This is a genomic window from Paraburkholderia sp. PREW-6R (genome assembly GCF_039621805.1).
Taxonomy (GTDB): domain Bacteria; phylum Pseudomonadota; class Gammaproteobacteria; order Burkholderiales; family Burkholderiaceae; genus Paraburkholderia.
Window position 1 is genome coordinate 1701140 of sequence record NZ_CP155073.1, and the last position, 16880, is coordinate 1718019.

At 61.8% G+C, this 16880-nt stretch carries 16 protein-coding genes and 1 pseudogene; 7 read left to right on the plus strand and 10 right to left on the minus strand.

What is annotated here, in order from left to right; translation table 11 throughout:
* Nucleotides 1-10: 10 nt before the first annotated feature.
* Genes AAGS40_RS07345 through AAGS40_RS07360 form a run of 4 tightly spaced genes read left to right on the plus strand, consistent with a single transcriptional unit; the run spans nucleotide 11 to nucleotide 4282 of the window.
* On the plus strand, nucleotides 11-910 hold the full coding sequence (locus AAGS40_RS07345; protein ID WP_345814187.1) for an ABC transporter permease: 900 nt from the start codon (nucleotides 11-13) through the stop codon (nucleotides 908-910).
* 48 nt (nucleotides 911-958) lie between these two features.
* Complete coding sequence (locus tag AAGS40_RS07350; RefSeq protein ID WP_345814188.1) at nucleotides 959-1843, plus strand: ABC transporter ATP-binding protein; 885 nt, start codon at nucleotides 959-961, stop codon at nucleotides 1841-1843.
* A gap of 46 nt (nucleotides 1844-1889) precedes the next feature.
* Nucleotides 1890-3284 (plus strand): LLM class flavin-dependent oxidoreductase, encoded by a 1395-nt coding sequence (locus tag AAGS40_RS07355; protein WP_345814189.1) that lies wholly within the window; start codon nucleotides 1890-1892, stop codon nucleotides 3282-3284.
* Between the two features lie 50 nt (nucleotides 3285-3334).
* The gene (locus AAGS40_RS07360; RefSeq protein ID WP_345814190.1) at nucleotides 3335-4282 is read left to right on the plus strand and encodes a TauD/TfdA family dioxygenase; all 948 of its coding nucleotides are present in this window, start codon (nucleotides 3335-3337) and stop codon (nucleotides 4280-4282) included.
* A 106-nt stretch (nucleotides 4283-4388) separates the two neighbouring features.
* Here the strand turns inward: AAGS40_RS07360 and AAGS40_RS07365 are convergent.
* Nucleotides 4389-4562 (minus strand): annotated as a pseudogene (locus AAGS40_RS07365) (aliphatic sulfonate ABC transporter substrate-binding protein); the annotation flags it as partial.
* A 131-nt stretch (nucleotides 4563-4693) separates the two neighbouring features.
* Between AAGS40_RS07365 and AAGS40_RS07370 the strand changes: the two are divergent.
* Nucleotides 4694-5614: a TauD/TfdA family dioxygenase gene (locus AAGS40_RS07370; protein ID WP_345814191.1), complete on the plus strand. Its 921-nt coding sequence runs from the start codon at nucleotides 4694-4696 to the stop codon at nucleotides 5612-5614.
* A 17-nt stretch (nucleotides 5615-5631) separates the two neighbouring features.
* On the opposite strand, the gene AAGS40_RS07375 is transcribed toward AAGS40_RS07370, so the two are convergent.
* Nucleotides 5632-6306, minus strand: coding sequence for a hypothetical protein (locus AAGS40_RS07375; protein ID WP_345814192.1), 675 nt, complete (start codon nucleotides 6304-6306; stop codon nucleotides 5632-5634).
* Nucleotides 6303-7709 (minus strand): selenium-binding protein SBP56-related protein, encoded by a 1407-nt coding sequence (locus AAGS40_RS07380; protein ID WP_345814193.1) that lies wholly within the window; start codon nucleotides 7707-7709, stop codon nucleotides 6303-6305. The genes AAGS40_RS07375 and AAGS40_RS07380 overlap by 4 nt, the downstream gene beginning before the upstream one ends.
* A 291-nt stretch (nucleotides 7710-8000) precedes the next feature.
* Between AAGS40_RS07380 and AAGS40_RS07385 the strand changes: the two genes are divergently transcribed.
* Entirely contained in the window at nucleotides 8001-8228 is a 228-nt protein-coding gene (locus AAGS40_RS07385; protein ID WP_345814194.1) for a hypothetical protein, read from the plus strand.
* A 150-nt stretch (nucleotides 8229-8378) separates the two neighbouring features.
* Here the strand turns inward: AAGS40_RS07385 and AAGS40_RS07390 are convergent, their stop codons facing one another.
* The 3 genes from AAGS40_RS07390 to AAGS40_RS07400 form a co-directional block, all read right to left on the minus strand.
* Complete coding sequence (locus tag AAGS40_RS07390) at nucleotides 8379-8918, minus strand: cytochrome b/b6 domain-containing protein (protein WP_345814195.1); 540 nt, start codon at nucleotides 8916-8918, stop codon at nucleotides 8379-8381.
* Entirely contained in the window at nucleotides 8915-9976 is a 1062-nt protein-coding gene (locus tag AAGS40_RS07395; protein WP_345814196.1) for a catalase family peroxidase, read from the minus strand. The genes AAGS40_RS07390 and AAGS40_RS07395 overlap by 4 nt, the downstream gene beginning before the upstream one ends.
* 142 nt (nucleotides 9977-10118) lie before the next feature.
* Nucleotides 10119-10355, minus strand: a complete 237-nt coding sequence (locus tag AAGS40_RS07400; RefSeq protein WP_345814197.1) for a hypothetical protein — start codon at nucleotides 10353-10355, stop codon at nucleotides 10119-10121.
* A 199-nt stretch (nucleotides 10356-10554) separates the two neighbouring features.
* Between AAGS40_RS07400 and AAGS40_RS07405 the strand changes: the two genes are divergently transcribed.
* A complete protein-coding gene (locus AAGS40_RS07405; RefSeq protein WP_345814198.1) occupies nucleotides 10555-10704 on the plus strand; it encodes a hypothetical protein in 150 nt (49 codons plus the stop codon).
* 26 nt (nucleotides 10705-10730) lie between these two features.
* On the opposite strand, the gene AAGS40_RS07410 is transcribed toward AAGS40_RS07405, so the two are convergent.
* The 4 genes from AAGS40_RS07410 to AAGS40_RS07425 all read right to left on the minus strand — a co-directional run bounded on the left by AAGS40_RS07410 (nucleotide 10731) and on the right by AAGS40_RS07425 (nucleotide 16637).
* Entirely contained in the window at nucleotides 10731-11171 is a 441-nt protein-coding gene (locus AAGS40_RS07410; RefSeq protein ID WP_345814199.1) for an ester cyclase, read from the minus strand.
* Between the two features lie 96 nt (nucleotides 11172-11267).
* The gene (cydB, locus tag AAGS40_RS07415; protein WP_345814201.1) at nucleotides 11268-12275 is read right to left on the minus strand and encodes a cytochrome d ubiquinol oxidase subunit II; all 1008 of its coding nucleotides are present in this window, start codon (nucleotides 12273-12275) and stop codon (nucleotides 11268-11270) included.
* 3 nt (nucleotides 12276-12278) lie between these two features.
* Nucleotides 12279-13667, minus strand: a complete 1389-nt coding sequence (locus AAGS40_RS07420) for a cytochrome ubiquinol oxidase subunit I (protein WP_345814203.1) — start codon at nucleotides 13665-13667, stop codon at nucleotides 12279-12281.
* 168 nt (nucleotides 13668-13835) lie between these two features.
* Nucleotides 13836-16637, minus strand: coding sequence for an ATP-dependent Clp protease ATP-binding subunit (locus tag AAGS40_RS07425; protein WP_345814205.1), 2802 nt, complete (start codon nucleotides 16635-16637; stop codon nucleotides 13836-13838).
* Nucleotides 16638-16880 lie beyond the last annotated feature (243 nt).

Below are 16880 nucleotides of genomic sequence, written 5' to 3' on the forward strand. Positions count from 1 at the left end.
GGAACACGTGATGAACTTTGCCCCGTTCAAACGCCGGAACCCGTCCCGACACTCCGCCGATATTGTGTGCGACTGCACCGCGCCCGCCTCTTTCCGGCGCGCCGCCGCGCGCTCACCCACACGCCTGCCGTGGTTGCCACGCATCGACTTTCGCGGCGCCGTGCTGCCTGTCATCGCGATTGCAATCTGGTGGGGCGTTTGCGTCTCCCATCCGCTCAAAAGCGGCCTGCTGGTAAGCCCTGCCCAAGTGCTTGCCACGGCACGTGAGCAGATTGTCAGCGGCGCGCTGCTCAAAGCGCTGTCCGCGTCGCTCGTACGTGAGGCGAGCGGTTTCGTGATCGGCACCGCGGGCGGTCTGCTGCTTGGCAGCGTGCTCGGCTTTTCGCGTGTGGCGACGCGCATGATCGGTCCAAGCTTCGACACGTTCAAGCAGATATCCCTCTTTGCGTGGATCCCGTTGATCTCGGTATGGTTCGGTCTCGGCGATGCGGCGAAGGTCGTGTTCCTCTCGCTCGCCGCGTTGCTGCCGGTCACGGCGCACACCTGCGACGGCATCCACGCGGTGCCGCGGGCCTATATCGAGGTCGCGCGCGCTTTCCGGTATTCGCGCTGGCAACTGATCCGTGCAGTGATTCTGCCGGCCGCGTTGCCGTCGATCTTCACCGGCATTTACCTCGCGCTGATCTATTCGTGGCTCGCAACGCTCGGCGCGGAATACCTGCTGGTGGCCGGCAGCGGTATCGGCAACACGCTGATCGACGGTAGCGAACAGTTCCGCATGGACCTCGTGCTGTTCGGCGTGATCGTTGTCGGCACAACAGGATGGGCGCTCAATGCGCTGGCCCGCGCAGCCGAACGCGCGATTTTCGCGCGTCGCCTTGAGTCGGCAACGCGCGCCGCTGACCTGTAACCGATACCCGCCAGGCACCGGCCAGGATTCATACCTTTGGAACCGCCCATGACACTTTCCACGCTTTCCGACAGCATCGACATCCGGCACGTCAGCAAGCATTACCCCCAGCAACGCGAGGCGCCGCTCGCCGTGCTCGACGACATCAATCTGCGCGTGCGTGCCGGCGAATTCGTCAGCGTGCTTGGCTCGAGCGGTTGCGGTAAATCGACTTTGCTGCGGCTCATTGCAGGGCTCGATACCGACTATCGCGGTGAGATCGTCGTAGCCGGCGACAGGGTGCGCGATACGTCGCTCGAGCGCGGGATCGTCTTTCAGGACCATCGGCTCTTTCCGTGGCTCACCGCGTCGCAGAATATTCTCGCGGCGTTGCGCAACGCGCCGCTCTCCACCTCGCAAAAGCGTGAGGCTGTGGCCGACCACATCGCGCTCGTCGGTCTCAAGGGTTTTGAAAATGCTTATCCGCATCAACTGTCCGGCGGCATGGCGCAGCGTGTGGCGATTGCACGCGGACTCGTCAATCGTCCGCGCGTGCTGCTGCTCGACGAACCGTTCGGCGCGCTCGACGCGCTCACCCGTGCCCGCTTGCAGAACGAACTGCAGCGCATCTGGGAACAGGAGCGCATCACGATGATTCTCGTCACGCACGACGTGGATGAAGCGCTGTATCTCGGCGACCGGGTTGTCACGATGGCGCCGCGCCCGGGCCGTATCAAAAGGATCGTCGACGTTGCGCTGCCGCGCTCGCGCGACCGCAATGATCCGCGTTTCGTGCGGTTACGCGACGAAATACTGGCCGATTTCGCCGACCAGCATGACCAGCCGCCCGCGTCACGAAAACCTCGCGACCCGCACGGAGACGACGCGCCGCAAGGCGGCACGCGAATGCCTGCTGCGAGTGCGCCGATCACCGAATGGCGCCTCGCGTGGTGATGCGCCACGTGGTTATGACAGAAAACACTAATTTATGGAGCCGATCATGAGTGACCAGAAGACACGCGTGAACAAGCCGAAGCGGCAGATCAAACTGGGCGCTTTTCTGATGGAAACGGGCCACCACATCGCCGCATGGCGGCATCCGGACGCCCACGCCGGCGGTGGCCTCGACTTTGCACATTACGCGGAACTGGCACAGACCGCCGAGCGCGCGAAGTTCGACGCGATTTTCTTCGCCGATAGCGTCAGCGTGCGCGATACGCACCTCGCTTCGTTGTCGCGCACTGCGCGCGCCGATCATTTCGAGCCGTTGACTTTGCTGTCGGCGTTGTCGGTCGTAACGAAAAACATCGGCCTGATCGCGACGGTCTCCACCACATTCAACGAGCCGTACAATCTCGCACGAAAATTCGCGTCGCTCGATCATCTGAGTGGCGGCCGCTCGGGCTGGAATCTCGTCACGTCGAACACGGAAGCCGAGGCGCTGAACTTCGGCTTCGAGCGGCATCCGGAACATGCGCTGCGCTATGAGCGCGCGAGAGAGTTCTACGACGTGGTGGCCGGCCTGTGGGATAGCTGGGAGGACGACGCGTTCGTGCGCGACAAGCAGAGCGGCGTGTATTTCGATCCGGACAAGCTTCATGTGCTCAAGCACGTCGGCAAACATTTCAAGGTGCGCGGGCCGCTGAACGTTGCGCGCTCTCCACAAGGCTGGCCAGTGGTCGTGCAGGCAGGCGCGTCCGATGCGGGCCGCGAACTCGCGGCGCAAACGGCGGAGGTGATCTTCGTCGCGCATCAGACGCTGGAAGAAGCGCAATCGTTCTATCGCGATGTCAAGGCACGCCTCGTGAAATATGGACGTGCGCCTGAGTATCTGAAGATCATGCCGGGCATTTTCCCTGTGGTGGGGCGAACGCAGCAGGAAGCCGACGACAAATTCGCCGCGCTGCAAGACCTGATTCATCCGGCCGTCGGGCTTTCACTGCTGTCCAACATGTCGGGCGGTGTGGACCTCTCGCAGTATCCCGTCGACGGGCCGTTGCCCGAACTGCCGGAAACCAACGGCGGCAAGAGCCGGCAACGTCTGTTATTCGATCTCGCCCGGCGCGAAAACCTGACGATCCGCGATCTGTATCTGCGCATTGCCGGTGCGCGCGGGCATCAGCAAGTGGTCGGCACACCGCAGAATATCGCGGACCAATTGCAGCAATGGTTCGAGGAAGAAGGCGCGGACGGCTTCAACATCATGTCGCCGTGGCTGCCTGGCGGTCTGAGCGAATTCGCGGATCACGTCGTGCCCGAATTGCAGCGGCGCGGGCTGTTCCGCACCGAGTACGACGGCACGACACTGCGTGAGAACCTCGGGCTGCCCCGGCCCGCGAATCGCTACGCGGCGAGCGCGCCGCGCGCGGCAGCGGCAGCGGCAGCGGGCCGCTAGTGCGATCACCCACCAGCCGTACACAACGTTCATATCGCGAGGAGGCTTTCATGAGTGCAGCCGCAGTGCAGGACGTCCAGTCCATTCAGGTCAACCCGCTTTCCGCGCACATCGGAGCGGAAATTCATGGCGTGGACCTCACACAGAAACTGACCGCGCAACAGATCGCGGGCATTCGCGCGGCGCTGCTTCGGTGGCGCGTGGTGTTCTTTCGCGAGCAGTTTCTCACGCATGAACAGCATGTGGCGTTCTCCGCGCAGTTCGGCGAACTGACGCTCGGGCACCCCGTATTTGGCCACGTGGACGGTCATCCGGAAATCTACTCGATCTCCAAGTACCGCAAGGCCACCCGTTTCGAAGGCCAGGCACTGCAGCGTCCGTGGACAGGCTGGCATACCGACGTCACCGCCGCGCTGAACCCACCGTGGGCATCGATCCTGCGCGGCGTGACGATCCCGCCGTACGGCGGCGACACACAATGGACCAACCTCGTCGCCGCGTACGAGAAGCTGTCGGCGCCGCTGCGGCACTTCGTGGACGGTCTGCGTGGCGTTCACCGCTTCACCGCGCCCGCCGGCGCAAGCGGCACGGAAGCGTTCACGAAGGCGGTCGAGCAGCGGATACTCGTGACCGAGCATCCGCTCGTGAGGGTGCATCCGGAGACAAACGAGCGTGCGCTCTATGTCAGCCCGAGCTTTCTCAAGTCGATTGCTGGCGTCAGTCCGCGCGAGAGCCAGGTGTTGCTCGAACTGCTGTGGGAACACGTGACGCGGCCGGAATTTACGGTGCGCTTCAAATGGGAAGCCGGCAGCGTCGCGTTCTGGGACAACCGCGCGACCGCGCACCTCGCGCCCACCGATATCTTCGATCTTGAATTCGACCGTCAACTGTATCGCACGACGCTGGTCGGCGATGTGCCCGTTGGGCCGGATGGAAAACAGTCGGTAGCGATCGAAGGGTCACCGGTGAGCGCGGCTGCGGCCGTCGCGCTGAACTGATGCCTTACTGATCGCAAAACAACACAACGGTTGCGGCTGTCTTTATCGTGAGCCTGTCTGGCAGGACGTTGTAATGCGATGCCGCAGCGCCAATGCTGTATTTACCGGCGGCCAGTAGTCCCGCACGATAGAAGATGTTCGCGATCGTCTGCTGCTCGCTGAAGTTCTGGGCATAGACCGCGCGCACTGCGTCATTGCGGCGCGAATTGGCACGCTCGATCGTCGCGGCATCGAAGCTCCAGAGCGGCACGGGCAGTTTCGCCGCGTCGTCGGGATCGGCGAGCGTTTCAACTTCGGTTATCAGAAAAACAGATAACGTGACACCCCATATCCTTATCGCGTTTTATTGTTTGTCCAGTTAGTTCGGCATGCTTATGTTAATGGGTCGCCACGATCTGGACATCGGAAAACATGAGCACAGTTCAAACCTTCTCTGCCAGCCTGACTATCAGCGTCCCGCATCAAGGAGCCACCCCTGCACCGTTCGCCGTCGAGCCGCTCGACGCCGCCCTCGGCGCGCAGGTCACAGGTCTCGACGCGTCGCGCGAATTGACCGCACGCCAGGTGCTCGCGCTCAAGCAAGGGCTGCTCGACCATCGCATTCTGGTGTTTCGACACCAGCGACTGAATCATCCGCAGTTTCGCCGCCTCGCGTCCTACTTCGGTTCGATCTATACCCCACCGCGCAATGCGCCGGTTTTGGGTTCGGACGCGGCCGGTGTCGTACCCGATATCGTGGTCGTGTCGAATGTCGATGACGGTCTGCTCGGCAACCACGACCTGCCGCCCCACTCCGATCATCACTGGACGCCCGAACCGTCGTCCGGATCGCTGCTGTATGCGGTCGAAGTGCCGGAACAAGGCGGCGATACGAGCTGGTACGACCTCGTCGCAGCGTATGAGGCGCTCGACGAGCCCACGCGTGAACAGATCGACGGCCTCAAGCTCATCACGTACAACCCGTTTCTACGCAGGCGTTTTCCGCTAAAAGGCGGCTCGCCGCTCTACCGCACGCCGGACATCACGCCCCTCGAACCGTGGACGGTGCATCCATTGGTGCGCACTCATCCGCAAAGCGGCAAGCGCCTGTTGTATCTGGGGGCGCGCACTGAAGTCGAGATCGTCGATTACGATCCCGTGGCGGGTGCGGCACTGATTGAAAAGTTGCGCGCGCATCTAACCTCGCCGCGATTTTTCTATACTCATCGCTGGCAGGCCGGCGATATCGTCTACTGGGACAATCAGGCGACATTGCATGCGCGCACGGAGTTCGACCCGTTGCAACGCCGCGTGCTCAAGCGCATCAGCCTGTCGGGCAGCAGGCCGTTCTGATCGGCCATGCAACCGTGCTAGGCGCGCGTTGCCGCATTGACCACCAGCGACAGCGCGCCGACGGCGATCAGGCTCGCCGCCCAGATCGTGTCCAGATTGAACCAGCTTCGCGATACGAAGCGCAGCCCGAGATAGCGGTAGGCGAGCCATGCGAGCAGGCCGCCTGCCAGCAGCATCGCGCCGGCATGTGCGCCTGACACGAGCAGCGCCATCCCGAGATGCGCTTCGATCAGCGTTTGCGCGGCACGGTGCGCGCCGTCCAGGTCGCCGGCGCGGCACAGTCCAAGATAGACGGGTACGAGCATCAGTCCCGCGCCGTGCGCAGTGGCGACGGCAAACGACCAGAGCGCGAGCCGCGACGGCGGTATCCGCGCAAGCAGACGCGGATGCCGCCGCCAGATCAGCAGAAACGCGCCGAAGCCGATCACGAGCACGCTCGCCCCGATCTGGATCTGGCGCTGCCACGCGAGCAGCAACGCCAGTAACGCAAACGGCAGCATCACCGCGAACATCGCCAGCACGTGGCCGGCGGCAAGATAGACGAGCGCGCCGAACAGTGCGCGCGGGCGCCGTTCCATCAGGCCGTTCGCCACGGCGAGCGGCCATCCCATGGCCGGATTGATGCCGTGATAAAGGCCGCTGGCAAGAACAGCGGCCCACAGTCCAACCTGCGACCAACCATTGACGATCAAACGCCCGCCGATGGATAGCAAAACGAATCGGTCGAGCAGTCGCCGCCTTCGAGGCGGATCTGGTGCGCGCGGTAGCCGTCGGGGAAATCGACCCAGTAGTCGCTCGCGAGCGTGAGACCGCCGGCGGGTCCTGCGTGCGCCATGACCTGTGCAGCGGGAACGCCCTCCGGGTAGAACTGGTTATCCCAGGTCGAATACAGCGAGTTGGTCCAGTAGACACGTTTGCCGTCGCGGCTGATTTCGAGCATCTGTGGTCCGCCTGCGAAACTTTTGCCACTCGGATGTGGCGTGCGCCGCGCAATGCCGCCAATATGGACGGATCCGGCGAGCTTCGGCTTGCGCGGATCGGTCACGTCGTATTGACGCAATTCGCCGGTTCCCCAGCAGGCCACGTATAGAAATCTGTCGTCGATCGACAGGTCGATGTCCGTGACGAGCGGCGGCACTGCGCCGAAGCCTTGCAACAAAGGCGGCAACTGTTCCGTGCCTGCCGGTTCAGGCGGAATGGTCACTGTTTTTTCAATGTGAAACTCGCCCTTCTCACGCCACCACGTCCAGATCGATCCTTCAAGATTCGTCGTATCGACCACCACGCCGACAAAACCGTATTCACGGCTCGGGTCGTGCGCGGGCCGCACTTCGAGCGCCATCTGATGTTTCGCACCGAGGTCGAGCGTCTGCACGTTGCGCCGTCCTCGCAGATCCCAGAAATGGATGCGGTGTCCATAGCGGTTGGCCAGCAGGTCTTCGGGTACGATGCCGTTTTCGAATTGCGGCGGCAACGCCCACTCGCTCGACACCATGTAGTCGCGCGGCAGGTTCCACCAGAAGTCGTAGTGCTTCTCCTGAATGCCGCGGTCGATCTCCCAGCGCCCGAGCACGTCGAACGTTTCGCAGTCCATGATGAAAATGCCGGGCGGCCCGTCGGTGCCGTCCACGCCTTCTCCACCGAGGGTGCTGATGTAAATGCCCTCGGGCCCGCAATGGACCGTGTGCGGACGCGAATAGCCGGTCTTGCGGAAGATTTCCTCCGGCTCGATGATCTTGTGAATTTTTGCCTGAGTGGGATGCGGCTTCGTATCGACGATATAGAGACGTGAAGAACGCATGCCCGGAATGATCAGAAAGCGCCGTTCGAGAAACGCGTGACCGGTCAATGGCGACAGCGAAGAAGAACACGCGTTCCAGCCGAAGTGATGGAATTCGTCGCCCTTGTAGGGCACCGGCACCGTGTGAACCACCTGGCTGTAGGTCGGCGAACCGGGTTTCACGTCGATCACCGCGAGCGCGTCGGGTTGCGAGAAGTCAGGGCTCAGCAGCACCGTGTAAGCGTAGTCTTCCGGCGGCGCTTCCATCGCGAGTTTCGGCGAGGCGTGAAAGGTGGGATCAGGGCGCATTCCCATGATGGCAGTCTCCTTGTCGATTCTCTTCAAGGGCCTGACGTTCAGCCCGGTATCGCACCGAACGCCCGACCGATCTCACCCGTTACCGGTGGCGCCTGCGCAGGCAGGACGCGCTAGTGCCAGATTTAATCCATGCCGGCACGCAGGACAACCAAAATATTTCGATAAGCTTTTCGCGCACCCGCTTTTGTCATATTTAAGCGCTATATTCGGAAAGGTAACAGTCACGCAGTTTTAAAACGGCGACTTTAGAATGCCGGCTTCGGTATCCTGTTTTTTGATGGACAACTCATGGTTCTCTACCATCGTGGCGCCGCGATCCAACCGTCCAGCACGAGGTGCGGCAATACTTACATGGCGCGCGTCTGCATTCTGAAAGAGGACGGCGAATCCACCTCACTCGGCAACCTCGGGCAATTTGCGAGCCGCAATTGCGCTTATGCGTTCGCGGTACGATGCGCGACCGCCTACGTGGACGGCTTGCCCCTGCCGCGCTCTCCGTTCGGCGTCATCCAGTAAGCTGACCACGTTGCCGTCTAGCCGCTGCTCGCCGCAGCGGGCGCGACTGCCGGAAGGGGAATGTGTGGCACAGCCGCAAGGGTGTCAGCGCCAGCACGGACGAAGTGCGGGCGAAGTGCGGCCAAAGACGGGCGCAGTGCGCTGTCCGCATCACCGTTCGCGCCACGGCGCCATCGCCTCGAATACTCCGTCTCGCCTCACCAGCGCATGCAGCAACGCCGCCGCGAGATGCAGCACGATCAGCGCGAAAAAACACAACGCAAGTGTACGGTGCGCATTCCACAGCAGCGTATGCAGACCGTTGCTATGCGGGAGGAAGGACGGCAGGTGCACGCCGAACACGACGACCGGATAGTCCGCCGCGGACAGCATGCCCCAGCCGAGCAGCGGCAGCGCGATCATCAGAATGTAGAACGCGATATGCGACAGATAGGCGGCGAGTTTCATCGGCTCGGGCATCGACGCCGGCAACGGCGGCGAACCGCGAACGAACCTCACCACGAGGCGGATCAGCGCGAGAACAAGGATCGTGATGCCCAACGGTTTGTGGATCGACACCAGCGACAGATAATCCTGACCGATGGTGGACACCATGCCGACGCCGATAAACAGCATCGCGAGAATACAGACGGCCATGATCCAGTGCAGCGCGCGCTGCAATGGCGAAAAGCGGGCGTGGCTCGGGGTCATGGCGTGGCTCCTCCCGCCGGATGGCGCGGATAATCCTTGTCTTCCGCCGTTCGCCGGTTGAACGACACGGAATAGGCGGCTGAACGCGCGGCCGGGAATGGGTCGTCCGACACATGCATGCCGGACGGCAGTACAGTCGGGTCGAAATTGAGGTCGCGGCACGGGCCGTCAGGCTCGGGCTCGATCGCGCTGACCACGAGCGTTCCCGCATCCACCGTGCGGCGATCCTCCGGCCACGCCTTGCTCGGGTCGGCCGTCGGATCGCCCGGATTGGCGACCGTAATGAGCATGGTCCAACGCTGCGGTCCGCTTTGCACCCGCTGCGTGATGTCCGTGTCAAGGAAGTCGGCGCCCTTCTGCTTCAACTGGTCAGGCGTCATGGGTTCGGGCTTCGCCGCCGGTACGAACGACCAGCGCACGGCCGTATCCTGACCGGACGCGTTGGTGAAGATGAAACTGTTCAGGCTGTTGTAGCGCTCCTGCGCAAATGAGCCCGTCCACGGCGCGCTGCCGGCCCATTTCACGAAATCGCCAAACTCGGGGTGCGCGGCCGCAAATTGCTTCATGGCATCGGGGTCGCTTTTGTCGGCCGACGCCTGCAGCAGCCCATAGAAGGCCTGCGGGGTGGCAACCGGGAACACGGGGGCGTCGATCATGGCCGAGCGCCACTCGCTGCCATCCGGGCCAACAACGCGCAAACTCAGGCCTCGTACGCGAACCGTCGCATCCGGCGCCTTGGGGTCGGCGGTCGCGAGGTTGAAACGTCCGGTCACCGGATACGAGCCCGGCGCGAACATCGGCGCCTTCGAGAGGGCCACAGCTGCGCCATTCGAATCGAAAGTGCCCGTGAAACAGATGCCCTTGGCATGATTGCGCCGGAAGCCCAGCGCCGGGCCGCCCGGAGGCGCGAGGGCGTTGACGATCTTTGCGGGCGTTAGCCGGGCCGGTGAGAGCCAGCCCGCCGTATAGGCGAACACCGCGACGAGCGCGACCACGACAACCGCAATGAGGAACAGCGAACGGACGGTCGAACCGTTGGAAGTCGGTCTGTCGGCCATCGATCTCTCCCGATCAATGAAACGGCTGAAAGGAAATGCTGCAAAGCGGGCACAATATTGCCATTGATTCGAGCGGCGTGCTTCTACGGTCCGCGCCGTTCCGTCATGGCGGCGATCAAATCACCAATCTGCTCCGATGGGCTCATCGACGTTGCGCGGCCAGAAACGGGGTCGCATTTGAAAATGCGACCCCATCATAAGCATTCTGCGCGGGCATTGGCAACCCGGACATTAATGCGGTGACGACTGCGGCTCCGGATTCGTCAATCCATGCGGCGATTTGCTTAGGACTCGATAGGTTCAGAAAGCCACCGATGTCCGGCTGCAGTACGTGTCGCAGATCAAAGATCAAAGGCGCCGCGCTATCGGTCGTCAGCATCGGAGCGGGTATTGATCTCGACGAGCACGTCGCCCGGCGTGGTCTGAGCGGAAAGGGCTTCGCGGATCGAGACATGAAGATGGCAATAAGACGGCTTGTGTTCTACTCTTGCTCAAACACCCGTGAAATGCCGGGCTGCCGTGGCGTTCTGAGGCGGCGCGGATCACTCATCGACCACTCATCGACGGAGAACCGAAGCGTGGCACAGCCAGATCGAGAGCGCGAGAGGAGTTTCAGCCGACGGCTGATGTGGTTCGTCGGCTTATGGTTGCTTGGGGTGGCCGGCGCGATCGTGCTTGCATTGCCGTTCCGGCTTCTGATCGCCGCCGCCATGCACTATCAGCGCTGACGCCGCGCCGCTTTTTGGCACGGCATTCAGTGCGGGTCGAGGCTTTTAGGCAACTGGCCGAGCTGGCGAAATATCGAGAGCCAATCTTCCAGATGCCAGGTCTTTTCGATCAGGTTCTCGCGCATCTGATGAAACGAATGAATCGCGAATCTCAGCGATTTCGCACTTGCGGCAATGCCGAGGAATTGGCCGGTTTGCGTGCCGCTGATTTCCGCGCGAACGCCGACGCGGTCGCCATGAATCAGCACGTCGAGGATATGGACTTTCATGTCCGGCATCGCCGTGGCGATGTTGTGGAACACCGGCACCATCTGGTCAGGCCCGGACGACACGCCGGGCGGTTCAGGAAGATACTGCCAGTCCGCGGTGACGACCTTTCTCAATAGCTCGACGTTTCTCTGTTCGAACGCATGGTAAAACGTTTCGATCGTTTCCCGAACGACCGCTTCGCCTGGCTGTGAGGACATGGCCGCTACTCCTGAAGAATGCACTCGATCAAATATAGGCGCACATTTGCGCGCCCCGCTCGCGTGAGCCCGTCCACGACTCATGCGGCCTTGGGTTCAATGGTAGCCGGCGTCCCCTTCCCTCACCTTGCCGCGAAACACGCGGTACTGCATTGCGTTATAGACGAGGATCAGCGGCAAGACGATCACCGTGCCCACGAGCGCAAATTGCTGGCTCGAGTGGCTCGACGACGCCTCCCAGATCGTCAGCGACGGCGGCACGATATTCGGCCAGATGCTGATGACCAGGCCGCTGTAACCGAGAAAACACAACGCGAGCGTGAGCACGAATGGCAGCGCTTCATGCCGCAAACGCAGCGAACGGAAAATGCCCCATACGCACGCGACCACGAGAACCGGCACTGGCGCAAACCACGCAAGATTGCCGCTGCCGAACCAGCGATGGGCGACCGCAGGCAGACCGACCACGGTCCAGAGGCTCACGATCACCACAATGCCCAGCAGCACGCTCACCATGGGCCGCATCACTTCGCGCATCCTCGTTTGCAGTGGCCCCTCTGTCTTGAGGATCAGCCAGCCGCAACCGAGCGTTGCATACGTGAAGAGCACGCCGAAGCCGCAAAACAGGCTGAACGGCGAGAGCCAGTCGAACGGGCCGCCGGCAAATTGCCGATCGACGATCCTGATGCCTTGCAGCAGCGAGCCGAGTACGATGCCCTGACAGAAGCCCGCAAGCGCGGACCCCGCAATGAATGCAAGATCCCACGCATGCTGGGTGCGATTCGCTTTGGCCCGCAATTCGAACGCGGCGCCGCGAAAAATCAGGCCCACTACCATCAGGATCAGGGGCAGATAGTTGGCAGGCAGCAGCGTCGAGTAGACGACCGGAAACGCGCCATAAAGTCCCGCGCCGCCGAGGACGAGGAACGTTTCGTTGCCGTCCCAGACCGGTGCAATGGTGTTGAGCATGACCTCGCGATCGGCTGTGGCCTCAAAGAAGGGAAACAGCAGGCCGATGCCGAGATCGAAGCCGTCCAGCATCACATAGATGAAAACACCGAGCCCGATGATCGCCGCCCAAACGACCGGAAGATCGATCTCCATGACTCACTCCGATTCCATTGCATCGAGCGGGCGATTGCTGCGCAATACCGGATGCCTGACGCTTTCGCGGCTGGCTACCCGCGATTCCGGGCCGCGCTTCATCATTTTCATCATGTAGTAGACCCCCATGCCGAACACCAGGAAATAGACGATCACGAAGATCAGCAGCGACACGCCCGCCTGCTGAGCGGTGATCGGCGACATTGAATTTTCCGTGCGCAGTACGCCGTAGACGGTCCACGGCTGACGCCCGACTTCCGTCGTGACCCATCCGGCCAGCAGCGCGACGATGCCCGACGGTCCCATGCACACGACGAAACCCTGAAACCAGCGCGTTTCATAAAGACGCCCCCGGACTCGCAGCAGAAGTCCGAGCAAGGCGGTCAACAGCATCAGCATGCCAAGCCCCGCCATGATGCGGAACGTCCAGAAGATGACTGGCGAATAGGGCCGGTCGCGCGCGGGAAACTCTTTGAGTCCGCGGACTTCGCCGTTCCAGCTATGCGTGAGTATCAGGCTGCCGAGATGAGGAATCTGCACGGCATAGCGCGTCACTTCCGCATTCATGTCGGGCAGCCCGACCAGATTGAGCGCGGTGCCTTTCTCGGTCTGCCAGAGCCCTTCGATGGCCGCGATCTTGGCCGGCTGATATTGACGCGTGTTCAATCCGTGCGCGTCGCCGATAAAAATCTGTACCGGCGTCAGTAACAGAAGGATCCACAATGCCATCGAAAAGCTGCGCTTGACCGGCTCGTCGCGGCGTCCCTGCATCAGATGCCACGCTCCGCATGCGGCGACGATAAACCCCGCGACGATGAACGCGGCAATCGTCATATGCGCGAGCCGGTACGGAAACGACGGGTTGAACACCACCTTCCACCAGTCCACCGGCACGATACGGCCGCTTTCGATTGCAAAGCCCTGCGGCGTTTGCATGAAACTGTTCGACGCGAGAATCCAGAACGTGGAGATCAAGGTGCCTGCCGCGACCATCAACGTGGCGAAGAAATGCGCGCGCGGGCTGACGCGTTGCCAGCCGAACAGCATCACCCCGAGAAACCCCGCTTCGAGAAAAAACGCCGTGAGTACTTCGTAAGTCAGCAACGGCCCGGTGATATTGCCTGCGATGTTCGAAAAGCCGCTCCAGTTGGTGCCGAACTCATAGGCCATCACGACACCGGACACCACGCCCATCCCGAAGCCGACCGCAAAGATCTTCGACCAGAACAGGAACATGTCTTTATAGGCGATATCGCCGGTCAGGAGCCAGCGCCCCTCCAGCACCGCGAGAAAACTCGCCATGCCGATACTGATCGCGGGAAAGATGATGTGAAACGAAACCGTGAACGCAAACTGCAATCGGGCGAGGTGGAATGCGTCGAAGATTTCCATGATTGATCAGCGGCTCCTCAGGCGATCCAGTCGAGAGACTTGCGCGGATTGGCTCTGCGATCATACCTCGCCAGAGAACGCCGTGCGCGCAGCGCACGAAGATGGCCGCGGGGCGCCAGGCCCCCGCGTGCCGCCATCCACCGCGCGGGTTCGCGCCGCGCGGCGCTGTCAGGAGCCTGCGCGTTCGGTCGATTCCGGACTGCCGACCTCGTCCGTCGATTTTTTCCTGGCGCGCGCCCCGCTGCGCTTCGCTTTGGGAGCCGGTGTCTCCTCGTTGGCCGGCGTAAATTTGATGGTGTCGCTGTCCTTGTCGTAAGTCACTTCGGCGACATCGCCGGATTTCAGATTGCCGTTCAGAATTTCCCTTGCGAGCCGCGTTTCCAGTTCCTGCCTGATCTGACGCTTGAGCTCGCGCGCACCGAACTCGGGCTTGAAACCGGCTTCCGCCAGATGGTCGATGACCGAATCGTCGATCCTGAGCGTGATGTCCTGCGCCGCCGCGGTGCGTGTCACCCGTTCGAGCTGGATCTGAACGATCGAGCGAATGTTCTCGCGTGACAACCCGTGGAAGACGATCACTTCGTCGATCCGGTTCAGGAATTCCGGACGGAAGTGCCCTTTGAGCACACCCATCAGTTCCTCGCGCAGCTTCTTCTCCGGCAGCTGGTCCGCCTGTGGCTTCTCGAGGTTGTCCATGATGATGTGCGCGCCGAGATTGCTCGTGGCGATGATGATCGTATTGCTGAAATCCACCACTCGGCCTTTGCCGTCGGTCAGGCGTCCGTCGTCGAAAACCTGTAGCAGCACATTGCTCACGTCCGCGTGCGCCTTCTCGATCTCGTCGAGCAGGATCACGCTATAGGGCCGCCGCCGCACGCGCTCGGTCAACTGGCCGCCCTCGTCATAACCCACGTAACCCGGTGGCGCACCGATCAGCCGCGCCACCGCATGACGCTCCATATACTCGGACATGTCGATGCGGATCACCGCCGACTCGTCGCCGAACACCGTTTCCGCCAGGGCCTTGGCCAGTTCGGTCTTGCCGACGCCGGTCGGTCCGAGAAACAGGAACGTTGCGATGGGCCGGTTCGCCTGACCGAGGCCGGCGCGCGACAGACGCACTGCATCGCTCACGGCGAGCACGGCGTCGTCCTGCCCCACCACGCGTTCGCGCAGCTTGTTCTCCATGTCGAGCAGCTTCTGACGTTCCTCCTGAGTGAGTTCCGTCACCGGAATCCCGGTAAGGCGCGACACGACTTCGGCAATCGACGCCACCGTCACTTCCAGCGTTTCCGAGCCCGTCTTGCGCTGCCAGGCTTCCGTGTCCTCGTCGAGTTTGGCCTGTTTCTCGTTGATGCGTTCTTCGAACTTCTTCGCCTCGTCGAAGCGCTTGCGGGAGGACGAGTAATCCTGCTCGCGCTTTAACTGCGCGATTTCGGCTTCCAGTTCCTGCATGTCCGCCGGACGCGAAGTCGCGCCGATCCGCACGCGCGCCGCAGCCTGGTCGATCAGGTCGATGGCCTTGTCGGGCAGATAGCGCGACGTGATGTAGCGGTCCGACATTTCGGCGGCGGCGACAAAGGCGTCGTCGGCAAACGTGACCTGATGATGTGCTTCGAGTCTGTCGCGCAGACCGCGCAGAATAACGATGGTTTGTTCGACGGTCGGCTCGGGCACCAGCACCGGCTGGAAGCGCCGTTCGAGCGCGGCGTCTTTCTCGATGTGCTTCTGGTATTCGTTGAGCGTAGTCGCACCGATCAGGCTCAGCTCGCCGCGCGCGAGCGCCGGCTTCAGCACGTTCGCAATATCGAGTCCACCTTCGCCGCCGCCCTGGCCCGCACCGACGATCATGTGCAACTCGTCGATGAACAGCACCAGTTCGTCTTTCCTCGCGGTCACTTCATCGATCAGCGTTTTCGCGCGCTCCTCGAATTCGCCCCGGTACTTCGCGCCTGCGACCATCGAATTGATATTGACCTCGACGAGCCGCTTGTTGCGCAGATTTTCCGGCACGTCGTCATTGACGATACGCTGCGCGAGCCCTTCGACAATCGCGGTCTTGCCGACGCCGGGCTCTCCGATCAGCACCGGATTGTTTTTCCGGCGCCGCGCGAGCACTTCGATCGTGCTCTCGATTTCCTGCGCGCGACCGAGCACCGGGTCGAGCTTGCCCTGGCGCGCAAGGGCCGTCAGGTCACGGCCGAATTTGTCGAGCGTCGGCGTGCCACTTGGTGTGTCGACACGGCCGTCTTCCGCACCCTTGCCCACGAGCTTGACTACTTTTTGCCGCAATGCTTCCGGCGTCACGCCATACTTCTTCAGCAGCGCACCGGCAATGCTGTCGGGAACCGCGGCGAGCCCGATCAGCAAGTGTTCCGGCCCGATGTACGAGTGCCCGAGATCGCGCGACGCCTGAAAGGCGTGCTGAATTGCTTTCTTGATACGCGGCGAGAGGGTCATCCGGTCCATTGGCGCGTCGGGACTGGCGGTCCCCTTTTGCGCGTGCTGGTCGATATAGCCTTTGATGTCTTGCGCCGAAAGCTTCAATTCTTTCAGCAATGCCGTCGCGACGTCGTTATCGGCGAGCACATACAGCAGATGTTCGGTGTCGAGTTCGTTGCGCTGCAACTCGTGTGCTTTTTCGGCCGCGCGCTGCAGGAGCTCGACCGTCTGTTCGCTGAACGCATCGGTGGCATCCACGGATTCGCGCGGCACTTCCGCCGAATATCGGTTCCCGGCTTCGTCGTCCTCGTCATCGTTGCGTGCGCCCGCGCCGGGAAGATTGCCGAAGAAGCGCGACAAGCCGCTTCCGCCCAGCAGCGAATCGAACGGATTCGTCATGCTTTGATGCCGCATTAACTGCCGGTAATCGTAGTCGCAGATTGATAGTGTCTTCCGCTCGCCATTCTGTACAACAGTCACACGGGCGACGGCAGGACGAGCATTACAGATTTCGCAGAGGGCGGGCATCGTAAAGTCACCTTGTCAGTTAGAGCGCCCGGTTCTAATTTTTTTTGGGGGACGCGTTCACGAGAGAGGATAAGACCGGGCGAAACCGGGTTGCGGGACGGGAAAATCGGACACAGGTTCTGCGAAGCACGCCAGTACACGAGCATGATTAGCATAACGAACCCTGGATTCGCAGTTCAATTCTATGAATGAAACGCCGGAAAGGGATCATTGGTTTTTCCGATTGCGTGCAACGACCGACCT

Excerpts from the sequence above, each read along its gene's own strand:
- AAGS40_RS07360 (WP_345814190.1), top strand. The coding sequence starts at position 3,335 with ATGAGTGCAGCCGCAGTGCAGGACGTCCAGTCCATTCAGGTCAACCCG.
- AAGS40_RS07385 (WP_345814194.1), top strand. The coding sequence starts at position 8,001 with ATGGTTCTCTACCATCGTGGCGCCGCGATCCAACCGTCCAGCACGAGG.
- AAGS40_RS07410 (WP_345814199.1), bottom strand. The coding sequence starts at position 11,171 with ATGTCCTCACAGCCAGGCGAAGCGGTCGTTCGGGAAACGATCGAAACG.
- AAGS40_RS07345 (WP_345814187.1), top strand. The coding sequence starts at position 11 with ATGAACTTTGCCCCGTTCAAACGCCGGAACCCGTCCCGACACTCCGCC.
- AAGS40_RS07420 (WP_345814203.1), bottom strand. The coding sequence starts at position 13,667 with ATGGAAATCTTCGACGCATTCCACCTCGCCCGATTGCAGTTTGCGTTC.
- AAGS40_RS07380 (WP_345814193.1), bottom strand. The coding sequence starts at position 7,709 with ATGGGAATGCGCCCTGATCCCACCTTTCACGCCTCGCCGAAACTCGCG.
- AAGS40_RS07390 (WP_345814195.1), bottom strand. The coding sequence starts at position 8,918 with ATGACCCCGAGCCACGCCCGCTTTTCGCCATTGCAGCGCGCGCTGCAC.
- AAGS40_RS07350 (WP_345814188.1), top strand. The coding sequence starts at position 959 with ATGACACTTTCCACGCTTTCCGACAGCATCGACATCCGGCACGTCAGC.
- cydB (WP_345814201.1), bottom strand. The coding sequence starts at position 12,275 with ATGGAGATCGATCTTCCGGTCGTTTGGGCGGCGATCATCGGGCTCGGT.
- AAGS40_RS07370 (WP_345814191.1), top strand. The coding sequence starts at position 4,694 with ATGAGCACAGTTCAAACCTTCTCTGCCAGCCTGACTATCAGCGTCCCG.
- AAGS40_RS07425 (WP_345814205.1), bottom strand. The coding sequence starts at position 16,637 with ATGCCCGCCCTCTGCGAAATCTGTAATGCTCGTCCTGCCGTCGCCCGT.
- AAGS40_RS07395 (WP_345814196.1), bottom strand. The coding sequence starts at position 9,976 with ATGGCCGACAGACCGACTTCCAACGGTTCGACCGTCCGTTCGCTGTTC.
- AAGS40_RS07400 (WP_345814197.1), bottom strand. The coding sequence starts at position 10,355 with ATGCTGACGACCGATAGCGCGGCGCCTTTGATCTTTGATCTGCGACAC.
- AAGS40_RS07355 (WP_345814189.1), top strand. The coding sequence starts at position 1,890 with ATGAGTGACCAGAAGACACGCGTGAACAAGCCGAAGCGGCAGATCAAA.